Below are 18,692 nucleotides of genomic sequence, written 5' to 3'. Positions count from 1 at the left end.
CAAACGGCTCAAACGGCTCGAGCAGCTCAGGGGACTCAGGGTGCGCAGGCGGCCCGGGGCGCTCGGGCCCGCACCATCAGCGCGGCACGCTTGTCGGGCAGGTCGAGTTCGGCCGCCACCCGGAACCCGGCCCGTTCGAAGGCCCGGACCGAGCGCCGGTTGCGGACGTCCGGCTCGGCGACGACCCGTTCGCAGGACGGCCGGCGGCGCAGGATCCGCTCCGTCAGGGCGGCCAGCAGGACGGCGCCCAGCCCCCGCCCGCGGCTGGCGGAGGGGCCGAGCAGCAGGTGGAGGCCGGTGTCGTGCGGCCGGGCCGGGTAGTGCGCGGCCAGCGGGTCGAGGTCGGCGCGGTAGACCTCCCAGTAGCTCATCGGCTCCCCGTCGAGCAGGCCGAGGCAGGGCACGCTGCGGCCGTCGCCGTCCAGCTGGGCCCGCACGTGCCGGCCGGTGACCTCGGGCGGCCCGGCGAGTTCCCAGAAGGCGGCGACCTCGGGGTCGTTCATCCACCCGGCGAGCAGCTCCAGGTCGGCGGGCAGCCGGACCGGGCCGAGCCGGAACTCGCCGGCCGGGGTGGGGATCGCGCCCCACCCGGGCAGGTCGTCCCACATCAGTCGCCCGCCACCGGGTTGGGGATGTCCACGTAGACGGACTGGCCGGCGACCGGGCCGACCAGCTCGTCCATGCCGTTGATCCGGGTGAGCAGGTTGGCCTTGCAGGGCAGCGTGGGCGCGTCCAGCAGCAGCCCGGGCAGCGCCGAGCCGGTGGCGGCGGCCCGCGGTCCGGCCAGGAACCGCCGCAGCGCGGCCAGCAGCACCGTTTCGTCGGCCAGTCGCTGGGAGCCGAAGGCGCCGATCAGGCCGAGGACGTGGTTGATGCCCAGGTAGTAGGCGAAGTGGTGGTCGATCACCGGGTCCGGCAGGAAGGTGTCGCTGTCGGCGCCGAGCCCGGGCAGCCGGGCGGTGAGCCGCTCGGCGGCGCTCTCCCGGTAGTAGTAGCCCTGGTTGTCGCGGTAGCGGCCGCCGCTCGGCCAGCCGTCGTCGTCCAGCAGGACGAGGCTGTTCTGCTGGTGCGCCTCCAGGGCGATGCCGCCCCGGCCGTCCAGCCACAGGACGGGCAGGACGACGGCGTCCAGGTAGCGCAGGAACCATTCGGCGGCGACGGTCCACAGCGGGCGCCCGCACCGCGCGGCGAGCGCCCGCAGGATGTCGCCGAGCCGGGACGGCACGGTGTCCCCGGTGCCGAGCGGCTGCTCGGCGACCAGCCCGGCGACGCACAGCGCGCGCTCGGCGGGTGCGAAGGGCTGGGCGCGCAATACGGTGTCCAGGCCGCCCGGGTCGCCGAGGTCCGGGTGGTCGACGCCGATCCAGGCCGGGTCGCGGACGATGTCGAAGCCGGGGTGGGCGGCCCGCCACTCGGCGGACAGCCCGCTCTCCAGCAGCCGGTGCATCTCCAGGCCGCGGTGCAGTTCCTTGCGCAGGTTCTCCCGGCGGGAGTTGGTGATCCGCAGGCCGAGCGAGAGCTTGAGCATCCAGGGGGTGCCGGGCCGGTAGACGGTGCGCACCGAGGAGGTGGGGTGCCAGGGCTCGCCGGCCGGCCCCAGGTCGTGCAGCAGCCCGTCGGCGAGCAGTGCGGCGACGGCCGGGCGGTGGGCGAGTTCGCGGGCCTGCCAGGGGTGTAGCGGCAGGGCGGCGGTGCCGGGCGGCAGCGCGAGGGCTCCGGCGAGCAGGCCGGCGGTGAGCCGTTCGGCGCTCTCGGAGACGGCGGAGCCAGCCGCGAGCAGCTCGTGGGACACCGCGTACCAGTGGAGTCGGAAGGAGCCGTGCAGTTCGGGCGAGTAGGCGGCGCTCTGGGCCGGGCCGAGGCCGTCGCGGCTCTTCGGGGTGGGGTGCAACGGGTGGCCGAGCAGGAGGGACTGCTCGGCGGCCAGGAAGTGCGAGCGCTCCGGGCCGCCGGGCACGGCGCCGGTACGGCGGTGGGCGAGGATCTCGGCGGTGCGGACGACCGAGTCGGCGACCCGGGCGGCGAGGTCGGCGACCTGCCCGGGGTCGGGCCGGTCGGCGGCCGCGGCGGCGAGCAGCGCGGCGGCGGTGACGGCGTCCACCGGGGCGTCGGCCCCCTCTCCCAGGACACCGCCCTCCCCGGCCGCGAGGGTGGCCGGTCCGAAGCGGTGCCAGCCGCCGGGCGACCAGTAGCGGACCGGCGCGGTGAGCCGGGCGGCGCCGCCGAGGACGGCGATCCGCAGCCGGGCGTCCGGCCCGGGCCGGGCTCCGGTCTCCCGCGTCCAGCAGCGCAACAGGGCTTCCACGGCGGCCTGTTCGGCGGCGACGGCGGGGTCGGGGTGCAGCAGCGGGTCGGGGTGCTCGGGGCCCGGCACCAGCGCAGGCACCGGAACCTGCACCGGCACCTGTCCTCCCGGCCCGTCCGCGGGCCGGAGCGGCCCGCCCTCCGGGGCCCTCCGCCCGCCTTCGGCCGGGGGCGCCCCCACCGTGCGCTGGTCGCTCGTCGCTCCGGGCGTCGGCGCTGCCGCCGGTTCCCGAGGGGGCTCCGTGGGCTGCGGCGGTTCGGGCGGGGCTCCGGTGAGGGCGGTGCTCAAGGCTGCTCCTTGGGGCGCGTGGGGGTGCGGACGCGCACTGTGGTGGAGGGGTCGGCGGGCACTCGCACCGTCGCGTCAGGTAAGGGTTACCTATCCCTGAGGGGTGATCACAAGGACGACTCACTCGTCCGGGTGAAGATCGGGCATTGTCCACCAACGGGGCGAAAGGCCCTGCTGCGCCCACGAGTCGACCGGGCCCGCGTCACGGATCGGTGACCCCCGGCCGGTACCGCAACCCGGGGGGCGGGCACGGCCGTCCTCCTCCGCGGTGGAAGACTCCAGGGCAGCGGGCCGCCGCACCACGGACCGGCCGCGCACGGACGACCCGTCACCGGCCGACCGGCGCCGACCGGCCCAGCACGGACCGACCCAGCCACAGACCGACCCAGCACAGACCGAGCACAGGGGGAAGCGCACAGATGCCTACGATCCACCGGTCAGCCCTGGCCGCCGCCGTGGTCGCGGGGAGCCTGCTCGCCGTGAGCGCCTGCGGGCCTGACGGCCCGGCGGGCGACGGCGGGGGCAGCGCCGCGCCGCCGCCCGCCTCGGCCGCGGCGAGCGGCGCCACCGGCGGAGGCGGCGTGATCGGCGGGATCACCCTCCCGTCCGGCCTGCCGACCAGCCTGCTGGAGGGCCTGCCGAAGACCTGGGACGGCCTGAAGAAGTGGAAGTTCGAGGACTGGGACAGCTGGGCCTCCAAGCACGTCTTCAACAACCCGGTGGTGAAGGACTTCTGGGACCCGGACACGATGGGCGACTCCAAGCCCGCCGACCCGGCCCCGCCCGCCGTCAAGCCCGCCCCGGCCACCCCCTCACCCGCCACGGACGACGGTGTGACCGACCCCGAGCCGCCGGTGGTCAAGGCCGTCGCGGTGCCGCGCCCGTACACCAAGCAGCCCTCCGGCAAGGTGTTCTTCTCCGCCAAGGGCGGCCGCGGCAACTGCTCGGCGACGGTGATCGCCGACCCGCAGCACCCCGGCAAGAGCAACCTGGTCTGGACGGCCGGCCACTGCGTGCACGAGGGCAAGGGCGGGAGCTACTACAAGGACCTGGTGTTCGTGCCCGCCTACAACAACTCGGGCGCCTCCAGCGGCGGCAAGCGCGCGCCGCTGTCCGACCTGGCCCCGCTCGGCACCTGGTGGGCCGACCAGGTCACCACCTCGCCGCAGTGGATGGTCGAGGGCGGCGGCACCGGCGACGCCGCCAACCAGTACGACTTCGCCGTGATGCGCGTGCACAACCAGAACGACACCGGCAAGTCCCTGGAGGAGACGGTCGGTTCGGCCGTCCCGGTGTGGTTCGACGCCCCGCGCGACAAGCTCGGCGTGTCCGCCGTCGGCTACCCGCTGCTCAAGCCGTTCGACGGCCAGGAGCTGTACAAGTGCGACGGCGGCAAGCCGACCCGGCTCTCCTTCGACGCCAAGCGGCCCTCGATGCTCACCATCGGCTGCACCATGACCCAGGGCTCCAGCGGCGGCGGCTGGTTCGCCACCATGCCCGACGGGAAGACCGCCCTGGTCAGCAACACCTCGATCGGCACCCAGGACCACACCTCGCTCAGCGGCCCGTACCTGGAGTCGGTCGCCAAGCAGGCCCTGGACTGGATCTCCAGGAAGCAGTAGCCGTCGGAGCAGTGGCCGCCATCGGGGGGCGGCCGGACGGGAACACCAGCACAGCACGGGGGACGATGCAGCATGCCGAGGACCACCGACCGGGGGCGCCGGGCCCGGCCGGCCGGCGCCGCGCTGTTCGCCCTGACCGCCCTCGCCGCGGCGGCCTGCGGCCCGGACGGTCCCGCCAGGCCGGCCACCCCGCCCCCCGCCCTCCCCAAGTCCGCGCCCACCAGCCTGGGCGACCTGACCGGCTGGAAGCTGGAGGACTGGACGAAGTACCTCGCGGACAGCAGGTTCGCCAACGACACGGCCCGGGGCTACTGGTCGGCCGCCCGGATGGACGCCGCCAAGCCCCGGCCCACCCCGGAGTACTCGCTCGCCTCCCCCGCGGCCCCCGGAGTCGAACGGGACGCCCCGCCCGCCGCCGTCCCGGCCGCGCCGCAGCCGCACCCGTACGGCCAGGCCACCGCCCTGGTCGGCCGGCTCTTCGCGACCACCCTGCAGGGCGACGCGGCCTGCTCCGCCACCGTGGTCGCCGACCCGGTCAACCCCGGCCGCAGCAACCTCGTCTACACCGCCGCGCACTGCCTGCACGACGGCAAGGGCGGCGGCTGGCTGAAGAACCTGGTCTTCGTGCCCGGCTTCAACCGGGACGGCCGGGCGAACCACGGCAAGCCGTACCCCGACGCCCAGGCCGCCCCGTACGGCCGGTGGACGGCGGTGCGCGCGCTGGTGTCGCCGACCTGGCTCCAGGAGAGCGGCGTCGGCGCCCACAACCAGTTCGACTACGGCATCCTGCGGGTGCGCGCCGAGGGCGACGCCGGCCCGTCCCTGGAGGAGACGGTCGGCGGCTCGGTCCCGGTCTGGTTCAACGCCCCGCGCGACCAGATCACCTCGGCCGCCGCCTACGGCTACCCGGCCGAGCGGCCCTTCGACGGCACCGAGCTGAACCACTGCGACTCCCCGGTCCCGCCCGCCCGGCTCTCCTTCGACCGGACCCGCCCGCCGATGTACGTGATCGGCTGCACCATGACCGCCGGCTCCAGCGGCGGCGGCTGGTTCGTCACCAGGGACGGCAAGCCCAACCTGATCAGCGTCGGCGCGATCGGCGACCGCGGCCCGGCCGGGTACCAGGCCGGCCCCTCGCTGCAGGACCAGGCGAAACAGGCCTTCGACTACTTCGCCAAGAACGTCCGCTGAGCCGCGCCGACCCCGCGACGCGGCCCCGCGGAGACGCATGCGAAGGGCCCCCGGGAACCGGTCCCGGGGGCCCTTCGCACCGCTCGGACGGCCTCAGCCCTGCAGGGCCACCGTGAAGTGCTCCAGCTCGGCGGCCAGCTCGGCCGGCACCTTGGCGTGCAGCAGCGTGCCCTCGCCGGTGTGCTCGGTGGAGAGCAGCTCGCCCTCCGCGTGCACCCGGGAGACCAGCGCGCCCTGGGTGTAGGGCACCAGGGCCCGCACCTCGACGGCCGGTCGCGGCAGCTCGTCGTCGATGAGCTTGAGCAGCTCCTCGATGCCCGCGCCGCTGCGGGCCGACACCACGATGGCGTGCGGCTCGCGGCGGAGCAGCCGCTGCAGCACGTGCGGATCGGCGGCGTCCGCCTTGTTGATCACTACGATCTCCGGCACGGTCTGCGCGTCGACCGAGACGATGACCTCGCGGACGGCGGCCAGCTGGGTCTCCGGCTCGGGGTGCGAGCCGTCCACCACGTGCAGGATGAGGTCCGCGTCGGCGACCTCCTCCATGGTCGAGCGGAAGGCCTCGACCAGGTGGTGCGGCAGGTGCCGGACGAAGCCGACGGTGTCCGCCAGGGTGTAGACCCGCCCGCTCGGGGTCTGGGCCCGGCGGACGGTCGGGTCCAGGGTGGCGAACAGCGCGTTCTCCACCAGCACGCCCGCGCCGGTGAGCCGGTTGAGCAGGGACGACTTGCCGGCGTTGGTGTACCCGGCGATGGCCACCGACGGCACCTGGTGGCGCCGGCGCTCCTGGCGCTTGGTGTCGCGGCCCTTCTTCATGTCGGCGATCTCCTTGCGGAGCTTCGCCATCTTCTCGCGGATCCGGCGCCGGTCGGTCTCGATCTTGGTCTCACCGGGACCGCGGGTGGCCATGCCGCCGCCGGACGAGCCGGAGCCACCACCACCCATCTGCCGGGACAGCGACTGACCCCAGCCGCGCAGGCGCGGCAGCATGTACTGCATCTGCGCGAGCGAGACCTGCGCCTTGCCCTCCCGGGACTTGGCGTGCTGGGCGAAGATGTCCAGGATCAGGGCCGTCCGGTCGACGACCTTGACCTTGACCACGTCCTCCAGGTGGATCAGCTGGCCCGGGGTGAGCTCACCGTCGCAGACCACGGTGTCGGCGCCGGTGGAGGCGACGATGTCGCGCAGCTCCTGCGCCTTGCCGGAGCCGATGTAGGTGGCCGCGTCGGGCTTGTCGCGGCGCTGGATGACGCCGTCCAGCACCTCGGAGCCGGCGGTCTCGGCGAGCGCGGCGAGCTCCGCCATGGAGTTCTCCGCCTCCTCCAGCGTGCCGTCGGTCCAGACGCCGACGAGCACTACGCGCTCCAGGCGGAGCTGGCGGTACTCGACCTCGGTGACGTCCTCGAGTTCGGTGGAGAGACCGGCGACCCGGCGCAGGGCGGCGCGCTCGCTGCGGTCGTACTGGTCTCCGTCGTAGTGGTGGCCGAGGTCCTCGTCGATGGCCGCGAGGTCCTCGTCCATGAGGGCTTCCGCCCGCTGACCGTCGAAGCGGCGCGGAGCGTCGGCGTGGTCGCGGGTGTCGAACGTGGAGGTCATTCTGTCCTTTGGCTCGCTGGTACGGGTGGCCTTCGGGGACCGCCGGGCGGTCCCCTGCGGAGTCTGCCCAGCTGCCGCCCCGGTTTACCGCCGGGCGGGGTGAGCTACCCCTCGGGTCCTCGGTGCCACCGGGGCACCTGTGCCCTGGAACGCCGTGGACCGGCCGTGAATTCCCCATGATGGTCGCACGCCCGGCGCGGGCCGGTCATCCCCATTTCCGGTCGGACGGCCGGGCCGCGGCCGGGCGGGGCGGGGTCGGGCCGCCCTCCGGGGCGTGCGGGCGGTCGACGTCGTACACCCCGGAGACCCGCAGCATCGCGCGCATCAGGCGCGGCAGCGCGCGCGGCTCGGGCAGTTCGACGGTGTAGGTGTGCCGGACCCTCGACTCCTGCGGCGGCTCGACCTCGGCCGAGACGATGCCGACGCCCGCGGCGGAGATCGCCGCGGTGAGGTCGGCCAGCAGCCGGGGCCGGTTCAGCGCCTCGGCCCGCAGGGTGACCCGGTGCCCGGCCGCCGGGGCGTCCTGCGGCCGCCAGTGGACCTCCAGCGCGGCCCGCCCGTCCGCCCGCATCCGCTCCCCCGCGGGACAGCCGGTGCGGTGCACGGCCACCGCGCCGCCGCGGATCGGGTAGCCGGCCACCTCGTCCGGCGGGACCGGCGTGCAGCAGCGCGCCAGCCGTACGGCCGCCCCGGGCCGTCCGGTCACCGTGACCGGGGCGGCCCGCTTCTCGGCGGTGCGGCGGCCGGGCGGGGCGGGCTGGGCCGCGGCCGGACCGGTGCGGACGGCGGGCAGCCGGGCCGGCGGGTCGGCCAGCCAGCGTTCGATGGCCAGCCGGGCGGCGGGGGTGCGGGCGTGCGCCAGCCACTCCGGGGCGGGGCCGGAGGGCTGTCCGCCGCCGGCCGGGAGGGTCTCGGTGAGCACCGCGATCAGGTCGCCGTCCTCCAGCACGGTGGAGAGCGCGCTGAGCCGTCCGTTGACCCGGACGCCGATACACCGGTGGCCGGTCTCCTCGCCGAGCAGGTAGGCGGCGTCCACACAGGTGGCGCCGGCCCGCAGCTGAAGCGTTTCGCCGCTCTCCGTCACCACGGTGATCTCGCGGTCGCCGGCCAGGTCGGCGGTGAGCGTGGACCAGAAGGCGTCCGGGTCGGGCGTCTCCTGCTGCCACTCCAGCAGCCGGCTGAGCCAGCCCGGCCGGGCCGGGTCGGTGCGGTCCAGCTCGTCGGTGTCCTGGGCGGCGGCGGCCGGGGACGGGTCGCCCAGGGCGACCACCCCGGTCTCCGCGACCTCGTGCATCCGGCGGGTGCGGACCAGCACCTCGACCACCGCGCCGCCGCTCAGCGCCACGGCGGTGTGCAGCGACTGGTAGAGGTTGAACTTGGGGGCGGCCACGAAGTCCTTGAACTCCCCGGGCAGCGGCGTCCAGCAGGTGTGCAGTTCGCCGAGCACGGCGTAGCAGTCGGCGTTCTCCTCGACCACCACCAGCAGCCGCCCGAAGTCGGCCGGCCGCGGCCCCGACGGCCGACCGTCCGGCCCGGGCACGCCGGACCGCTTGAGCAGCACCCGGTGCAGCGAGACGCAGTGCCGGGGCCGCACGGTCACCTCGGCGGCCACCCCGGCCTCGGTCAGCTGCCGGGCCAACTGCCGGGCGAACGGCTCCAGCACGGTGCCCGGCTCGGTCTCGTGAGCCGCCACCAGGGCGCGGGTGCGGGCGTGCTCCTCCGGGTGCAGGGTGGCGAAGACGATGTCCTCCAACTCCGCCTTGAGCACCTGGATGCCGAGCCGCTCGGCGAGCGGGATCAGCACGTCCCGGGTGACCTTGGCGATCCGCACCTGGCTGGCCGGCTTCATGTGCCGGATGGTGCGCATGTTGTGCAGCCGGTCGGCCAGCTTGATCACCATCACCCGGACGTCGTCCCCGGTGGCGACCAGCATCTTGCGGAAGGTCTCGGCCTCGGCGGCGGCGCCGAAGTCGACCTTCTCCAGTTTCGTCACCCCGTCGACCAGGTAGGCGACTTCGGGCCCGAAGCCGGCGCCGACCTGGTCCAGCGTCAACTCGGTGTCCTCGACGGTGTCGTGGAGCAGCGAGGCGACCAGTGTGGTGGTCCCGGCGCCGAGTTGGGCCAGGATCATGGTCACGGCCAGCGGGTGGGTGATGTACGGCTCGCCGCTCTTGCGCTTCTGGCCGCGGTGGCTGGCCTCGGCGAGCCGGTACGCCCGGGCGAGCAGGCCGAGGTCGGCCTGCGGGTGGTGCAGGCGGTGGACCCGGACGAGCGGCTCCAGGGCGTCCGGCACGAGCGGCCGGCCGGTGGCCAGTAACGCGGCCCGGCCGGCCCGGCCCAGGGCGGCCCGGCCCAGCTCTCCGAGGGGCCTCCTGGCCCCGGCCTGCCGTACGGTCGTCGGCTGTCCCGTCAGGGACTGCCCGGCTTCGATGGTCATCGGCACCTCCGGCAACGTCGCCGGGCGCGGCCCCTCCAGAGGGGGTGATCGTGCTACCCCTCCCAGGGGTGATCGACCCGGTGGTCCATGCTACCGAGCAGAGCACGTTCCGCGACGCCGTGGTTCCCGTCCGCGAGCGGTATCACCCGATCGGGGGGATTCGTCACCGCACGAATTGGGCAAACCGGGCCGTCAGCCCTGGCGTACGGACTCCCACCAGCGCTCGTCCAGCCGTCCCTCGGCCACGATCACCGCCGGCCCGGCCAGCTCCACCCGGCCGTCCGGGTGCTCGGTGACGACCAGGCGGCCGCCCAGCACGTCCACGGTGTAGGCGACGGCCTCGCCGGTGACGGCCGGGTCGACGCCGTCCCGGCGGATGGCCGCCACCGCGACGGCGCAGGCGCCGGTGCCGCAGGAGCGGGTCTCGCCCGAGCCCCGCTCGTGCACCCGCATCGCGACGTGCCGCGGCCCGCGGTCCACCACGAACTCGACGTTGACGCCCTCCGGGTACGCGCCCGCGGGGCTGGTGAGCGGCGCGGCGAACAGGTCGCCGGCGTGGTCCAGGCTCTCCACGAACGCCACCGCGTGCGGATTGCCCATGTTGACGTTCAGCGCCGGCCAGCGCCGCTCGCCGACCGCGACCTCGATGCCGTCCGGTCCGGGCAGCCGGGCGCGGCCCATGTCGATGGTGACGTCGCCGGGCGCACCGTCCTCGGCGGCCTCGGCGACCGTCGCGGTGAGCACCCCGGAACGGGTGGCGACGGCCAGCTCACCGGGCTCGGCCAGGCCGGACTCGACCAGAAAGCGGGCGAAGACCCGCAGGCCGTTGCCGCACATCTCGGCGACGCTGCCGTCGGAGTTGCGGTAGTCCATGAACCACTCGGCCCGGTCGGCCATCCCCGCGGCGGCCGGGTCCGCGGCCGAGCGCACCACGCGCAGCAGGCCGTCCCCGCCGATGCCGGCCCGCCGGTCGCACAGCGCGGCGACGGTCGCAGGACCGATCTCCAGCGCGCCGTCCGGGTCCGGGACGATGACGAAGTCGTTCTGGGTGCCGTGCCCCTTGAAGAAGGGGATGCCGCCCTGCTGGGGAGAGGATGCGCTCACCCCCCGATGGTACTGAGCCGGGGGCCGGTCAGCGCAGGTAGGCGACCCGCCAGACGGCGAGCGCGCAGGCGGCCAGCGCGATCAGGGTGTAGACCACGATCGCCTTCCAGCCGGCCCGCTGTCCGGAGCCCCGGCGCGGCAGACCCGGCCAGGTGTAGCCGGCGTGCCGGGCGGCCATCGCGCCCCAGCCGACCGAGGCGGCGGTGAGCAGCAGCCCGAGCATCCCGACCATGGTGGCGCGCGCCCCGGCCGAGCCGAAGGCGAGCGGGAAGGCGAACATCAGCGAGCCGAGGGTGCCGAGCAGGGCGATCGGCAGCGTCTGCCACCAGCGCAGCCGGCGCAGCGGGCGGATCTCCCGCTCGTGCACCGCGCCGCCGGGCGGGGTGCGGGTGTCGAGGGCGGGCAGCGCGACCGCGTACGAGGTCGGCGCCTCCAGTCCGGTCAGCACGGGGAGGTCACCCATCGTCGACTCGTCGAACTGCTCGGCCGGCGCGGTGACGCTCCCGCTCTGGCCGGGCTCGGGGCCGGTACCCGTCGACACACGGCCTCCCCTGACTGTTCGACACGAGCGGACTCGCGGCCGGGCACGGTCGGCCCGTTCGGCCGACTCCTATGGCATCGATGATGGCATGTCCAGAGGGTCGTTCCGGGCCTGACCGGGGTCGACGGGTGATCCGTGGCCATCACGTGATCGGGCCGTGACCGCCGGTGCGCCCTGCACGGTCACCTGCGCGCGCAGGTGCACCGCCGAATTGGCCGGAACCCGTCCTATACGGCCGGAACCGCCTGACGGTCGATCAGTTCGAGGGAGTTCTCCAGCAGCTCGACGGGGTCGGTGCCGGCCGGTCGGGAGAGCCAGTGGATCCGGTCGTCGCGGCGGAACCAGGACTCCTGACGGCGGGCGAAGCGCTTGGTCGCCCGGACGGTCTCGGCCCGCGCCTCGTCCTCGGTGCACTCGCCGGCGAAGTGGGCGAGCACCTGCTGGTAGCCGAGCGCCCGGGAGGCGGTCTTCCCCTCGCGCAGCCCGACCAGTTCCAGCGCCCGCACCTCGTCCAGCAGGCCGGCCTCCCACATCCGGTCGACCCGCAGCGTGATCCGCTCGTCCAGCTCGGGACGCGGCACGGCGACGCCGATCTGCACCGCGTCGTACACGGCGGTGTTGCTCGGCAGGTTGGCGGTGAACGGCTGCCCGGTGATCTCGATGACCTCCAGCGCGCGGACGATCCGGCGCCCGTTGCCGGTCAGGATCGCCTCGGCGGCCGCCGGGTCCAGCTCGGCGAGGCGCCGGTGCAGCGCGTACGGGCCGGCCTCCGCCAACTCCGCCTCCAGCCGGGCCCGGACCGCCGGGTCGGTGCCCGGGAACTCCATCTCGTCGATCGCGGCCCGGACGTACAGCCCGGAGCCGCCGACCAGGACGGGCGTGCGCCCGGCGGCGAGCAACCGGTCGATCTCGGCCCGGGCCAGCCGCTGGTACTCGGCCACGCTGGCCGCCTCGGTGACGTCCCAGACGTCCATCAGGTGGTGCGGCACTCCCCCGCGCTCGGCCACGGTGAGCTTGGCGGTGCCGATGTCCATGCCCCGGTACAGCTGCATCGAGTCGGTGTTGATCACCTCGCCGTCGAGGCTGCGGGCGATGGCGACGGCCAGGTCGGACTTTCCGGCGGCGGTCGCGCCGACGATCGAGACGACGCGCGGGGTACGGAGGCTGCTCACCGTTCCAGTCTCCCAAAACCCGCGCCGCACCGGAGACCGGGCTGCCGCTCGCCCGCGCCGGCCCGGGGAGCACGACGGCCACCGCGGCCGTTCCCGGCCGTTCCTCCCGCCGCTCCCCCGGTCGGCGGGAGGAACGGCCGGGGGGCGAACGCTTCGCCGGGCACGGACGTTGTGCAGGGGACGGGGACGGACGGACGACAGGGAAGGCTGGGACCGCCATGGGTCTGATGGACAACCTCAAGGGCAAGGCCGAGGAGCTCAAGGAGAAGGCCGGCGAGCTCGCGGCCAAGCACAGCGACCAGATCGAGAAGGCCGTGGACAAGGCCGGAGGCGCGATCGACAAGGCGACCAAGGGCAAGTACAGCGACCGGATCGAACACGGCGCCGGCAAGGCGAAGGACGCCGTCGGCGACTTCGCCCACAAGCCCGGGCCGGGCGGGGACGGCCGGCCCCCGCGGTCCTGACCGCTGCCGGACCCCGTCCCGGGACGTCCCGGGACCTCCTGGACCTCCTGGACCTCCTAGGACCAGGAGGCCACGAAGTACCCGACCCCGTACGGCGCCTCCCGGTAGCCCAGCCGCCCGGTCAGGCCGGCGCCCTCGGCGGCGCCGGCCAGCACCTGCCAGGGCGCCCGCCCCTCGGCCTTGAGCTCGGCGGCCAGGCCCGGGTCCAGCGCGGCCAGGGCGGGCAGGTCGGCCGAGCCCAGGGCGTCGGCCAGCGCCGCGTCGAAGTCCTCGGCCCGCTCGTCGAGGTAGCCGGGGGCCTTCACCGAGCGGCAGGCGCTGCCGTCGCCGAGCACCAGCAGGGCGACCCGGTCGGCGAGCCCGGCCAGGCCCTGGCCGAGACCGAGCATCCGGTCGGCCGGGGCGTCGGCGGGCACCGCGCAGGCGTGCGTCGGCAGGGTCACCCCGGCGCGCTCCAACAGCCAGGCGCCGACGGTCAGCGAGGGCGCCAGCTCCGGGCCCTCGACCCGGTCGCCGGGCAGCTTGGCGACCAGCGGCACCCCGTAGCGGCGGAAGGAACCGGCCCCGCCCTCGGTCCACACCTCGGCCACCGGCCCGGTGCCGACCGCCACGACCAGCTGCGGCCCGGCCGCGACCAGTGCCGCCAGCGCCTCGTCACAGGCGGCGCGCAGCGCGTCCAGTTCGGCCGCCGCCCCCGCGGCGACCTCCGGGACGAGCAGCGGCGGACAGGGGCACACGGCGGCGGCTACCAGCATGTGGATCACTCTAGCCCGGAAGCCGAACGGCCCGGCGGGAGCCGGAGCTCCCACCGGGCCGTCCGCCGGGCGTGCGGGTCAGTCGCCGCAGCAGGCCCCGCCCGCCGGTGCGGCGAGCGGCAGCGCGGCCGGGGCGCCGATGGACGGCAGGCCGAGCATCACGCCGGCCGGCTTGTCGGCGGGCTTGGCCTGACGCTTCTCCCAGGCGTCGCCGGCCCGGGTGCGGCGCACCGAGAGCACCGGGCCCTCGGCCAGCAGGTGGTGCGGGGCGGCGTAGGTGATCTCGACGGTCACCGTGTCGCCCGGGCGCACCGGCTCGTCCGGCTTGCTGAAGTGCACCAGGCGGTTGTCGGGCGCCCGGCCGGAGAGCCGCTGGGTCCGGTCGTCCTTCTTGCCCTCGCCCTCGGCGACGAGGATCTCCAGGGTCCGGCCGACCTGCTTCTTGTTCTCCTCCCAGGAGATCTCCTCCTGGAGGGCGATCAGCCGGTCGTAGCGGGCCTGGACGACCTCCTTCGGCACCTGGTCCGTCATCTCCGCCGCCGGCGTCCCGGGGCGCTTGGAGTACTGGAAGGTGAAGGCGTTGGTGAAGCGGGCCTCGCGGACGACGTGCATCGTCTCCTCGAAGTCCTCCTCGGTCTCACCGGGGAAGCCGACGATGATGTCGGTGGAGATCGCCGCGTCCGGCATCGCCTCGCGGACCTTCCGGATGATCCCGAGGAAGCGGTCCTGCCGGTAGGAGCGGCGCATCGCCTTGAGCACCCGGTCGGAGCCGGACTGCAGCGGCATGTGCAGCTGGTGCATCACGTTCGGGGTCTCGGCCATCGCGGCGATCACGTCGTCGGTGAAGTCGCGCGGGTGCGGCGAGGTGAAGCGGATCCGCTCCAGGCCCTCGATCTGCCCGGCGGCGCGCAGCAGCTTGGAGAAGGCCTCGCGGTCGCCCAGGTCGGAGCCGTAGGCGTTGACGTTCTGGCCGAGCAGGGTCACCTCGATGACGCCCTCGTCCACCAGCGCCTCGATCTCGGCGAGGACGTCGCCGGGGCGGCGGTCCTCCTCCTTGCCGCGCAGCGCGGGGACGATGCAGAAGGTGCAGGTGTTGTTGCAGCCGACCGAGATCGAGACCCAGGCGGCGTACGCGGAGTCGCGCCGGGTCGGCAGGGTGGAGGGGAAGGTCTCCAGCGACTCCAGGATCTCGACCTGGGCCTTCCGCTCGATCGCGGCCCGCTCCAGCAGGGCCGGCAGGTGCCCGATGTTGTGGGTGCCGAACACCACGTCGACCCAGGGGGCGCGCTTGACGATGGTGTCGCGGTCCTTCTGGGCCAGGCAGCCGCCGACGGCGATCTGCATGCCCTGGTGGCGGGTCTTGACCGGCGCCAGCTGGCCGAGGTTGCCGTACAGCTTGTTGTCGGCGTTCTCGCGCACCGCGCAGGTGTTGAACACCACCAGGTCCGGGTCGCCCTCGGGCCCGGCCTTGACGTAGCCCGCCTCCTCCAGCAGCCCGGACAGCCGCTCGGAGTCGTGGACGTTCATCTGACAGCCGTGCGTGACGACCTTGTAGCTCTTCAATCCGCTCTCACCGCTCACCAGACCAGGGTACGGGCAGCCGCGAAGCGCTTTTCCCTGAGCTTCCCGGTGCCGGTCCCGGCGGCCCGCCGCCCCGGTTCCCGGGGGCCTCCCGGGGACCTCCGCGTGCCGTTCCCCGATCTTTCCCGTCCCCTTCACAGGACTTTCCCCGTCCCGTTCCACTCCCGTTCGGCCGGAGCGCCTGGCAGTATCCCTGCATGACCCCCACCAACCCGTCCCGTCTCGGTGCCGCCGTCCGCACCGCGGCCCGCAGCCCGCTGTGGCGGACGGTGCTGGTGCTGGTGCTGCTGGTCGCCGGCTTCGGCGGCTGGTGGCTGTCGGCGGGCCGCTCGCCCGGGTACCCGCGCGGGGAGGTCCGCTTCGCCACCGGGGTGCCGCGCGGCGTCTACGACCGGTACGGGCAGCTGCTGCGGACGCACGTCTCCGGGACGATGCCGGGGGTGCGGCTGGCCCTGGACAACACCGAGGGCTCGATAGACAACCTCACCCGGGTGATCACCGGCCGGGACACCTTCGCGATCGCCACCGCCGACGCGGTCGCCGACTACCAGGGCCCCGGCAAGGACCGGCTGCGGGCGATCGCCCGGCTCTACGACGACTACCTGCAGCTGGTCGTGCCGGCCTCCTCCCCGGTGCGCCGCACCGCCGACCTCAAGGGCCTGCGGGTCGGTGTCGGCCTGCCGCAGTCCGGGGTGAACCTGGTGACCAAGCGGCTGCTGGCGGCGGCCGGGCTGGACCCGGACCGCGACGTGGTCCCGGTCCCGGCCGGGGTCGGCGACGCCGCCGACGAGCTGCGCGCGGGCCGGCTGGACGCCTTCTTCTGGTCCGGCGGCCTGCCCACCAGCGCGCTCACCGACCTCTCCGACCACGTCCCGATCCGGGTCGTGCCGCTGGGCGACCTGTCCGAGGCCCTGCACAAGGCCGAGGGCGGCGGCACCGACGCCTACCGGGCGGCCACCATGCCCAAGGGCACCTACCCGAACGCCGAGCCGAAGGACGCGGTCGCCACGGTGGCCGTGCCCAACCTGCTGATCACCCGGGACGACGTGGACCCGGACCTGGTCGAGGGCGTGACCCGCGCGGTGATCGACAGCCGCGACCAGATCGGCGCCCAGGTGCACGCCGCCCAGCTGGTCGACCTGCGCACCGCCGTCTACACCGACCCGCTCCCGCTGCACACGGGCGCGGCGCGCTACTACCGCTCGGTGAAGCCGTAGGGCCCGGCGCGGAGCCGGTCGTAGGGCCCGGCGTCGTCGGACGCCCGCCCGCCGGGCCCGGGGCCGTCACCTCTCCGCCCGCCGGGGCCGTCACCCCTCCGGCCGCGGCACCGCCAGCGTCACCGCGAGCCCGGTCGGCTTCACCGGCGCGAAGCCGATCGAGCCGCCGCCGGCCGCCAGCAGGGTGCGGGCGATGGACAGGCCCAGGCCGGAGCCGTCCACGTTCTGGTGCCGCGGGCTGCGCCAGAACCGGTCGCCGGCCCGGGACAGCTCGTCCTCGGCGAGGCCGGGCCCGGCGTCGACGACGGTCACCGCCACCTCGTCCCGGCGCACCGCGACCCGCAGCCGCACCTCGCTGCCGGCCGGCCCGAACTTGAGCGCGTTGTCCACCACGGCGTCCAGGGCCGAGCCGAAGCCGATCGGGTCCGCCATGCCGACCGCCAGCGCCGGTCCGTCCCAGCGCAGCTCGATCCCGCGCTGCTCGGCGACCGGCCGCCAGGCGTCCATCCGGGCCAGGGTGAGCTCGGCGAGATCGGTGCGCTCCGGTTCCGGGCGGGCGTGCTCGGCGGTGGCCAGCCCGAGCAGGTCGTCCAGCACCCGGGCCAGCCGGACGCCCTCCTCCCGTACGCCGCTGAGCTCCTCCTCGTGCCCCTCGGGCAGTTCCAGCCCGAGCACCTCGACCCGCAGCAGCAGTGCCGAGAGCGGGTTGCGCAGTTGGTGCGAGGCGTCCGCGACGAAGGCCTTCTGCTGGTCCATGGCGAGCACCACGTGGTCCGCCATCTCGTTGAACGAGCGGGCCAGCCGCTGCAGTTCGGGCGGTCCGCCGCCGGGGGCGACCCGGGCGGCCATCCGGCCGGTGGCGATGTCGTGGGTGGCCCGGTCCAGGGTGCGCACCGGGCGCAGCACCCACTCGGTGAGCCGGACGGCCAGCAGCACGGCGACGATCATCGCGGCGGCCTCGCCGGCGACCAGCACCAGCCACTTGTGCAGCACCCGGGTGCGCAGCGCCCCGGTCGGGGACTCGCTCAGCACCACCGCGACCACGTCGCCGTCGCGCACCACCGGGGCGGCGACGGTGATCGTGCGGTCCGACGTCCAGGGCCAGACCTGCGGCGGGTTGTGACTGCGCCGCCCGTCCAGCGCCTCCTGGAACGCCTGGGCGCCCCAGCCGCCGACCGGCACCCGCCAGTCGGCGGGCGCGGCGGCGATCGGCAGGCCGTCGCGCTGGAAGATGCCGAGGCGGACGCCGTACAGGTCGAAGTAGCGGCGGACCTCGGCGTCGATCGAGTGCTGCCGGCTGAGGTCGCCGGGGGCGGGCCCCGGATCGCCCTTGCGCGCGGAGTCGGCGGCTCCGGAGGTGGGCAGGTCCTGGGCGAAGCGGGCGGCGTCGTCGAGCCGGTCGACGACCACCGTGGTCTGCTCGGCCGCCGCGACCGCCGCCGCGAGCGGCAGCCCCAGGGCGGCCAGGACGCAGAGCATGAGGGCGATCAGGATGCCGAGCAGGCGGGTGCGCACGTGCGGTCAGTGCTCCGCGGGGGCGTTCGGGGCCGGGTCCGCCACGGCGGGCGCCGGGGACTCGGGGATCAGCCGGTAGCCGACGCCGCGGACGGCCTCGACCAGGCCGGGCAGCGCCAGCTTGTTGCGCAGCGAGCCGATGTGCACCTCCAGGGTGCGCCCGTTGCCCTCCCAGCCGCTGCGCCAGACCTCGCTGAAGATCTGCTCGCGCCGGTAGACCACGCCCGGGCTCTGCGCGAGCAGGGCGAGCAGGTCGAACTCCTTGCGGGTGAGCGGCACGTCACGGCCGTCCACGCTGACCCGGCGGCGCTCCCGGTCGATCCGGATGCCGCGGGACTCCAGCGGGCCGCGCTGCTGGGGCACGGCGTCGGGCGCGGGCACCGCCACCGAGGAGGGGGCGGCGCCGCGGCGGGCCACCGCGTGGATGCGGGCGAGCAGTTCGCCCATGTCGTACGGCTTGGTGACGTAGTCGTCGGCGCCGAGGTTGAGGCCGTGGATCCGGGAGCGGATGTCGGCGCGGGCGGTGACCATGATCACCGGTACGCCGCTGCCGGCCCTGATCCGGCTGCACACCTCGAAGCCGTCACGATCGGGCAGCCCGAGGTCGAGCAGCACCACCCGGTACGGCTCGTTGCCGTCCGGCACCAGGGCGTCCAGCGCCTCGTGCCCGCTGCGGGCGTGCCGCACCTGGAAGCCGTGCCGGCCCAGCACCGCGACCAGCGCGGCGGCCACGCGTTCGTCGTCCTCGACGAGCAGCAGTCGCATCCTGTTCTCCTCCTTCCCCCACGTGATCACCGATGATCGCCGGACCGATCGGTCCGGTCCCGGTCCTGCGCAGTATGGGCCAGTGAACGGCGCGGCGCCAGGTTCGACCGCGCACCGGGCTCGTGGGGGACGGGGCGCA

15 protein-coding genes are annotated in these 18,692 nt (G+C 74.9%); 4 read left to right on the top strand and 11 right to left on the bottom strand.

Features of this window, described 5'->3' with window-relative positions; all coding sequences use genetic code 11:
* Positions 1 to 35: 35 nt before the first annotated feature.
* On the bottom strand, positions 36 to 716 hold the full coding sequence (locus tag AB0Q99_RS20860) for a GNAT family N-acetyltransferase (RefSeq protein WP_363573989.1): 681 nt from the start codon (positions 714 to 716) through the stop codon (positions 36 to 38).
* Positions 608 to 2,398, bottom strand: a complete 1,791-nt coding sequence (locus AB0Q99_RS20855; RefSeq protein WP_363573987.1) for an IucA/IucC family protein — start codon at positions 2,396 to 2,398, stop codon at positions 608 to 610. The genes AB0Q99_RS20860 and AB0Q99_RS20855 overlap by 109 nt, the downstream gene beginning before the upstream one ends.
* A gap of 614 nt (positions 2,399 to 3,012) precedes the next feature.
* Between AB0Q99_RS20855 and AB0Q99_RS20850 the strand changes: the two genes are divergently transcribed.
* Positions 3,013 to 4,215 (top strand): hypothetical protein, encoded by a 1,203-nt coding sequence (locus AB0Q99_RS20850; RefSeq protein WP_363573879.1) that lies wholly within the window; start codon positions 3,013 to 3,015, stop codon positions 4,213 to 4,215.
* 72 nt (positions 4,216 to 4,287) lie between these two features.
* Positions 4,288 to 5,406, top strand: coding sequence for a hypothetical protein (locus AB0Q99_RS20845; RefSeq protein ID WP_363573877.1), 1,119 nt, complete (start codon positions 4,288 to 4,290; stop codon positions 5,404 to 5,406).
* A 93-nt stretch (positions 5,407 to 5,499) separates the two neighbouring features.
* Here AB0Q99_RS20845 and hflX read toward each other — a convergent pair whose 3' ends face one another.
* From hflX to miaA, 5 genes are all read right to left on the bottom strand, one after another.
* A complete protein-coding gene (hflX, locus tag AB0Q99_RS20840; RefSeq protein ID WP_363573875.1) occupies positions 5,500 to 7,002 on the bottom strand; it encodes a GTPase HflX in 1,503 nt (500 codons plus the stop codon).
* 205 nt (positions 7,003 to 7,207) lie between these two features.
* A complete protein-coding gene (locus tag AB0Q99_RS20835) occupies positions 7,208 to 9,439 on the bottom strand; it encodes an HD domain-containing protein (RefSeq protein WP_363573873.1) in 2,232 nt (743 codons plus the stop codon).
* Between the two features lie 192 nt (positions 9,440 to 9,631).
* Positions 9,632 to 10,513, bottom strand: coding sequence for a diaminopimelate epimerase (gene dapF / locus AB0Q99_RS20830; RefSeq protein WP_363573985.1), 882 nt, complete (start codon positions 10,511 to 10,513; stop codon positions 9,632 to 9,634).
* Between the two features lie 58 nt (positions 10,514 to 10,571).
* Positions 10,572 to 11,084 (bottom strand): hypothetical protein, encoded by a 513-nt coding sequence (locus AB0Q99_RS20825; protein WP_363573871.1) that lies wholly within the window; start codon positions 11,082 to 11,084, stop codon positions 10,572 to 10,574.
* A gap of 227 nt (positions 11,085 to 11,311) precedes the next feature.
* Positions 11,312 to 12,256, bottom strand: a complete 945-nt coding sequence (miaA, locus tag AB0Q99_RS20820; protein ID WP_363573869.1) for a tRNA (adenosine(37)-N6)-dimethylallyltransferase MiaA — start codon at positions 12,254 to 12,256, stop codon at positions 11,312 to 11,314.
* Between the two features lie 218 nt (positions 12,257 to 12,474).
* Between miaA and AB0Q99_RS20815 the strand changes: the two genes are divergently transcribed.
* Positions 12,475 to 12,720 carry an antitoxin gene (locus AB0Q99_RS20815; protein WP_363573867.1) on the top strand — a complete coding sequence of 82 codons (246 nt, stop codon included), beginning with the start codon at positions 12,475 to 12,477 and terminating at the stop codon, positions 12,718 to 12,720.
* Between the two features lie 56 nt (positions 12,721 to 12,776).
* Here the strand turns inward: AB0Q99_RS20815 and AB0Q99_RS20810 are convergent, their stop codons facing one another.
* Both AB0Q99_RS20810 and miaB read right to left on the bottom strand, forming a co-directional pair.
* On the bottom strand, positions 12,777 to 13,475 hold the full coding sequence (locus AB0Q99_RS20810; protein WP_363573866.1) for a class III extradiol dioxygenase subunit B-like domain-containing protein: 699 nt from the start codon (positions 13,473 to 13,475) through the stop codon (positions 12,777 to 12,779).
* 78 nt (positions 13,476 to 13,553) lie between these two features.
* Entirely contained in the window at positions 13,554 to 15,056 is a 1,503-nt protein-coding gene (gene miaB / locus AB0Q99_RS20805; protein ID WP_363573864.1) for a tRNA (N6-isopentenyl adenosine(37)-C2)-methylthiotransferase MiaB, read from the bottom strand.
* Between the two features lie 197 nt (positions 15,057 to 15,253).
* Between miaB and AB0Q99_RS20800 the strand changes: the two genes are divergently transcribed.
* The gene (locus AB0Q99_RS20800; RefSeq protein WP_363573862.1) at positions 15,254 to 16,273 is read left to right on the top strand and encodes a TAXI family TRAP transporter solute-binding subunit; all 1,020 of its coding nucleotides are present in this window, start codon (positions 15,254 to 15,256) and stop codon (positions 16,271 to 16,273) included.
* A 90-nt stretch (positions 16,274 to 16,363) separates the two neighbouring features.
* Here the strand turns inward: AB0Q99_RS20800 and AB0Q99_RS20795 are convergent, their stop codons facing one another.
* Together AB0Q99_RS20795 and AB0Q99_RS20790 are read right to left on the bottom strand one after the other, a co-directional pair.
* Complete coding sequence (locus AB0Q99_RS20795) at positions 16,364 to 17,788, bottom strand: HAMP domain-containing sensor histidine kinase (protein WP_363573860.1); 1,425 nt, start codon at positions 17,786 to 17,788, stop codon at positions 16,364 to 16,366.
* 6 nt (positions 17,789 to 17,794) lie between these two features.
* The gene (locus AB0Q99_RS20790; protein WP_363573858.1) at positions 17,795 to 18,553 is read right to left on the bottom strand and encodes a response regulator transcription factor; all 759 of its coding nucleotides are present in this window, start codon (positions 18,551 to 18,553) and stop codon (positions 17,795 to 17,797) included.
* Between the last annotated feature and the right edge of the window lie 139 nt (positions 18,554 to 18,692).

Origin of the sequence: Kitasatospora sp. NPDC086791, assembly GCF_040685975.1 — a bacterium.
Lineage (GTDB): Bacteria > Actinomycetota > Actinomycetes > Streptomycetales > Streptomycetaceae > Kitasatospora.
The sequence above is the reverse complement of the archived record's forward strand: the minus strand, read 5'-3'. Positions and strand labels throughout refer to the sequence as shown.

Bases quoted from the DNA above. Each gene is read 5' to 3' on its own strand.
- AB0Q99_RS20850 (WP_363573879.1), top strand. From the start codon at position 3,013: ATGCCTACGATCCACCGGTCAGCCCTGGCCGCCGCCGTGGTCGCGGGG.
- AB0Q99_RS20845 (WP_363573877.1), top strand. From the start codon at position 4,288: ATGCCGAGGACCACCGACCGGGGGCGCCGGGCCCGGCCGGCCGGCGCC.
- hflX (WP_363573875.1), bottom strand. From the start codon at position 7,002: ATGACCTCCACGTTCGACACCCGCGACCACGCCGACGCTCCGCGCCGC.
- AB0Q99_RS20835 (WP_363573873.1), bottom strand. From the start codon at position 9,439: ATGACCATCGAAGCCGGGCAGTCCCTGACGGGACAGCCGACGACCGTA.
- AB0Q99_RS20815 (WP_363573867.1), top strand. From the start codon at position 12,475: ATGGGTCTGATGGACAACCTCAAGGGCAAGGCCGAGGAGCTCAAGGAG.
- AB0Q99_RS20810 (WP_363573866.1), bottom strand. From the start codon at position 13,475: ATGCTGGTAGCCGCCGCCGTGTGCCCCTGTCCGCCGCTGCTCGTCCCG.
- AB0Q99_RS20800 (WP_363573862.1), top strand. From the start codon at position 15,254: ATGACCCCCACCAACCCGTCCCGTCTCGGTGCCGCCGTCCGCACCGCG.
- AB0Q99_RS20790 (WP_363573858.1), bottom strand. From the start codon at position 18,553: ATGCGACTGCTGCTCGTCGAGGACGACGAACGCGTGGCCGCCGCGCTG.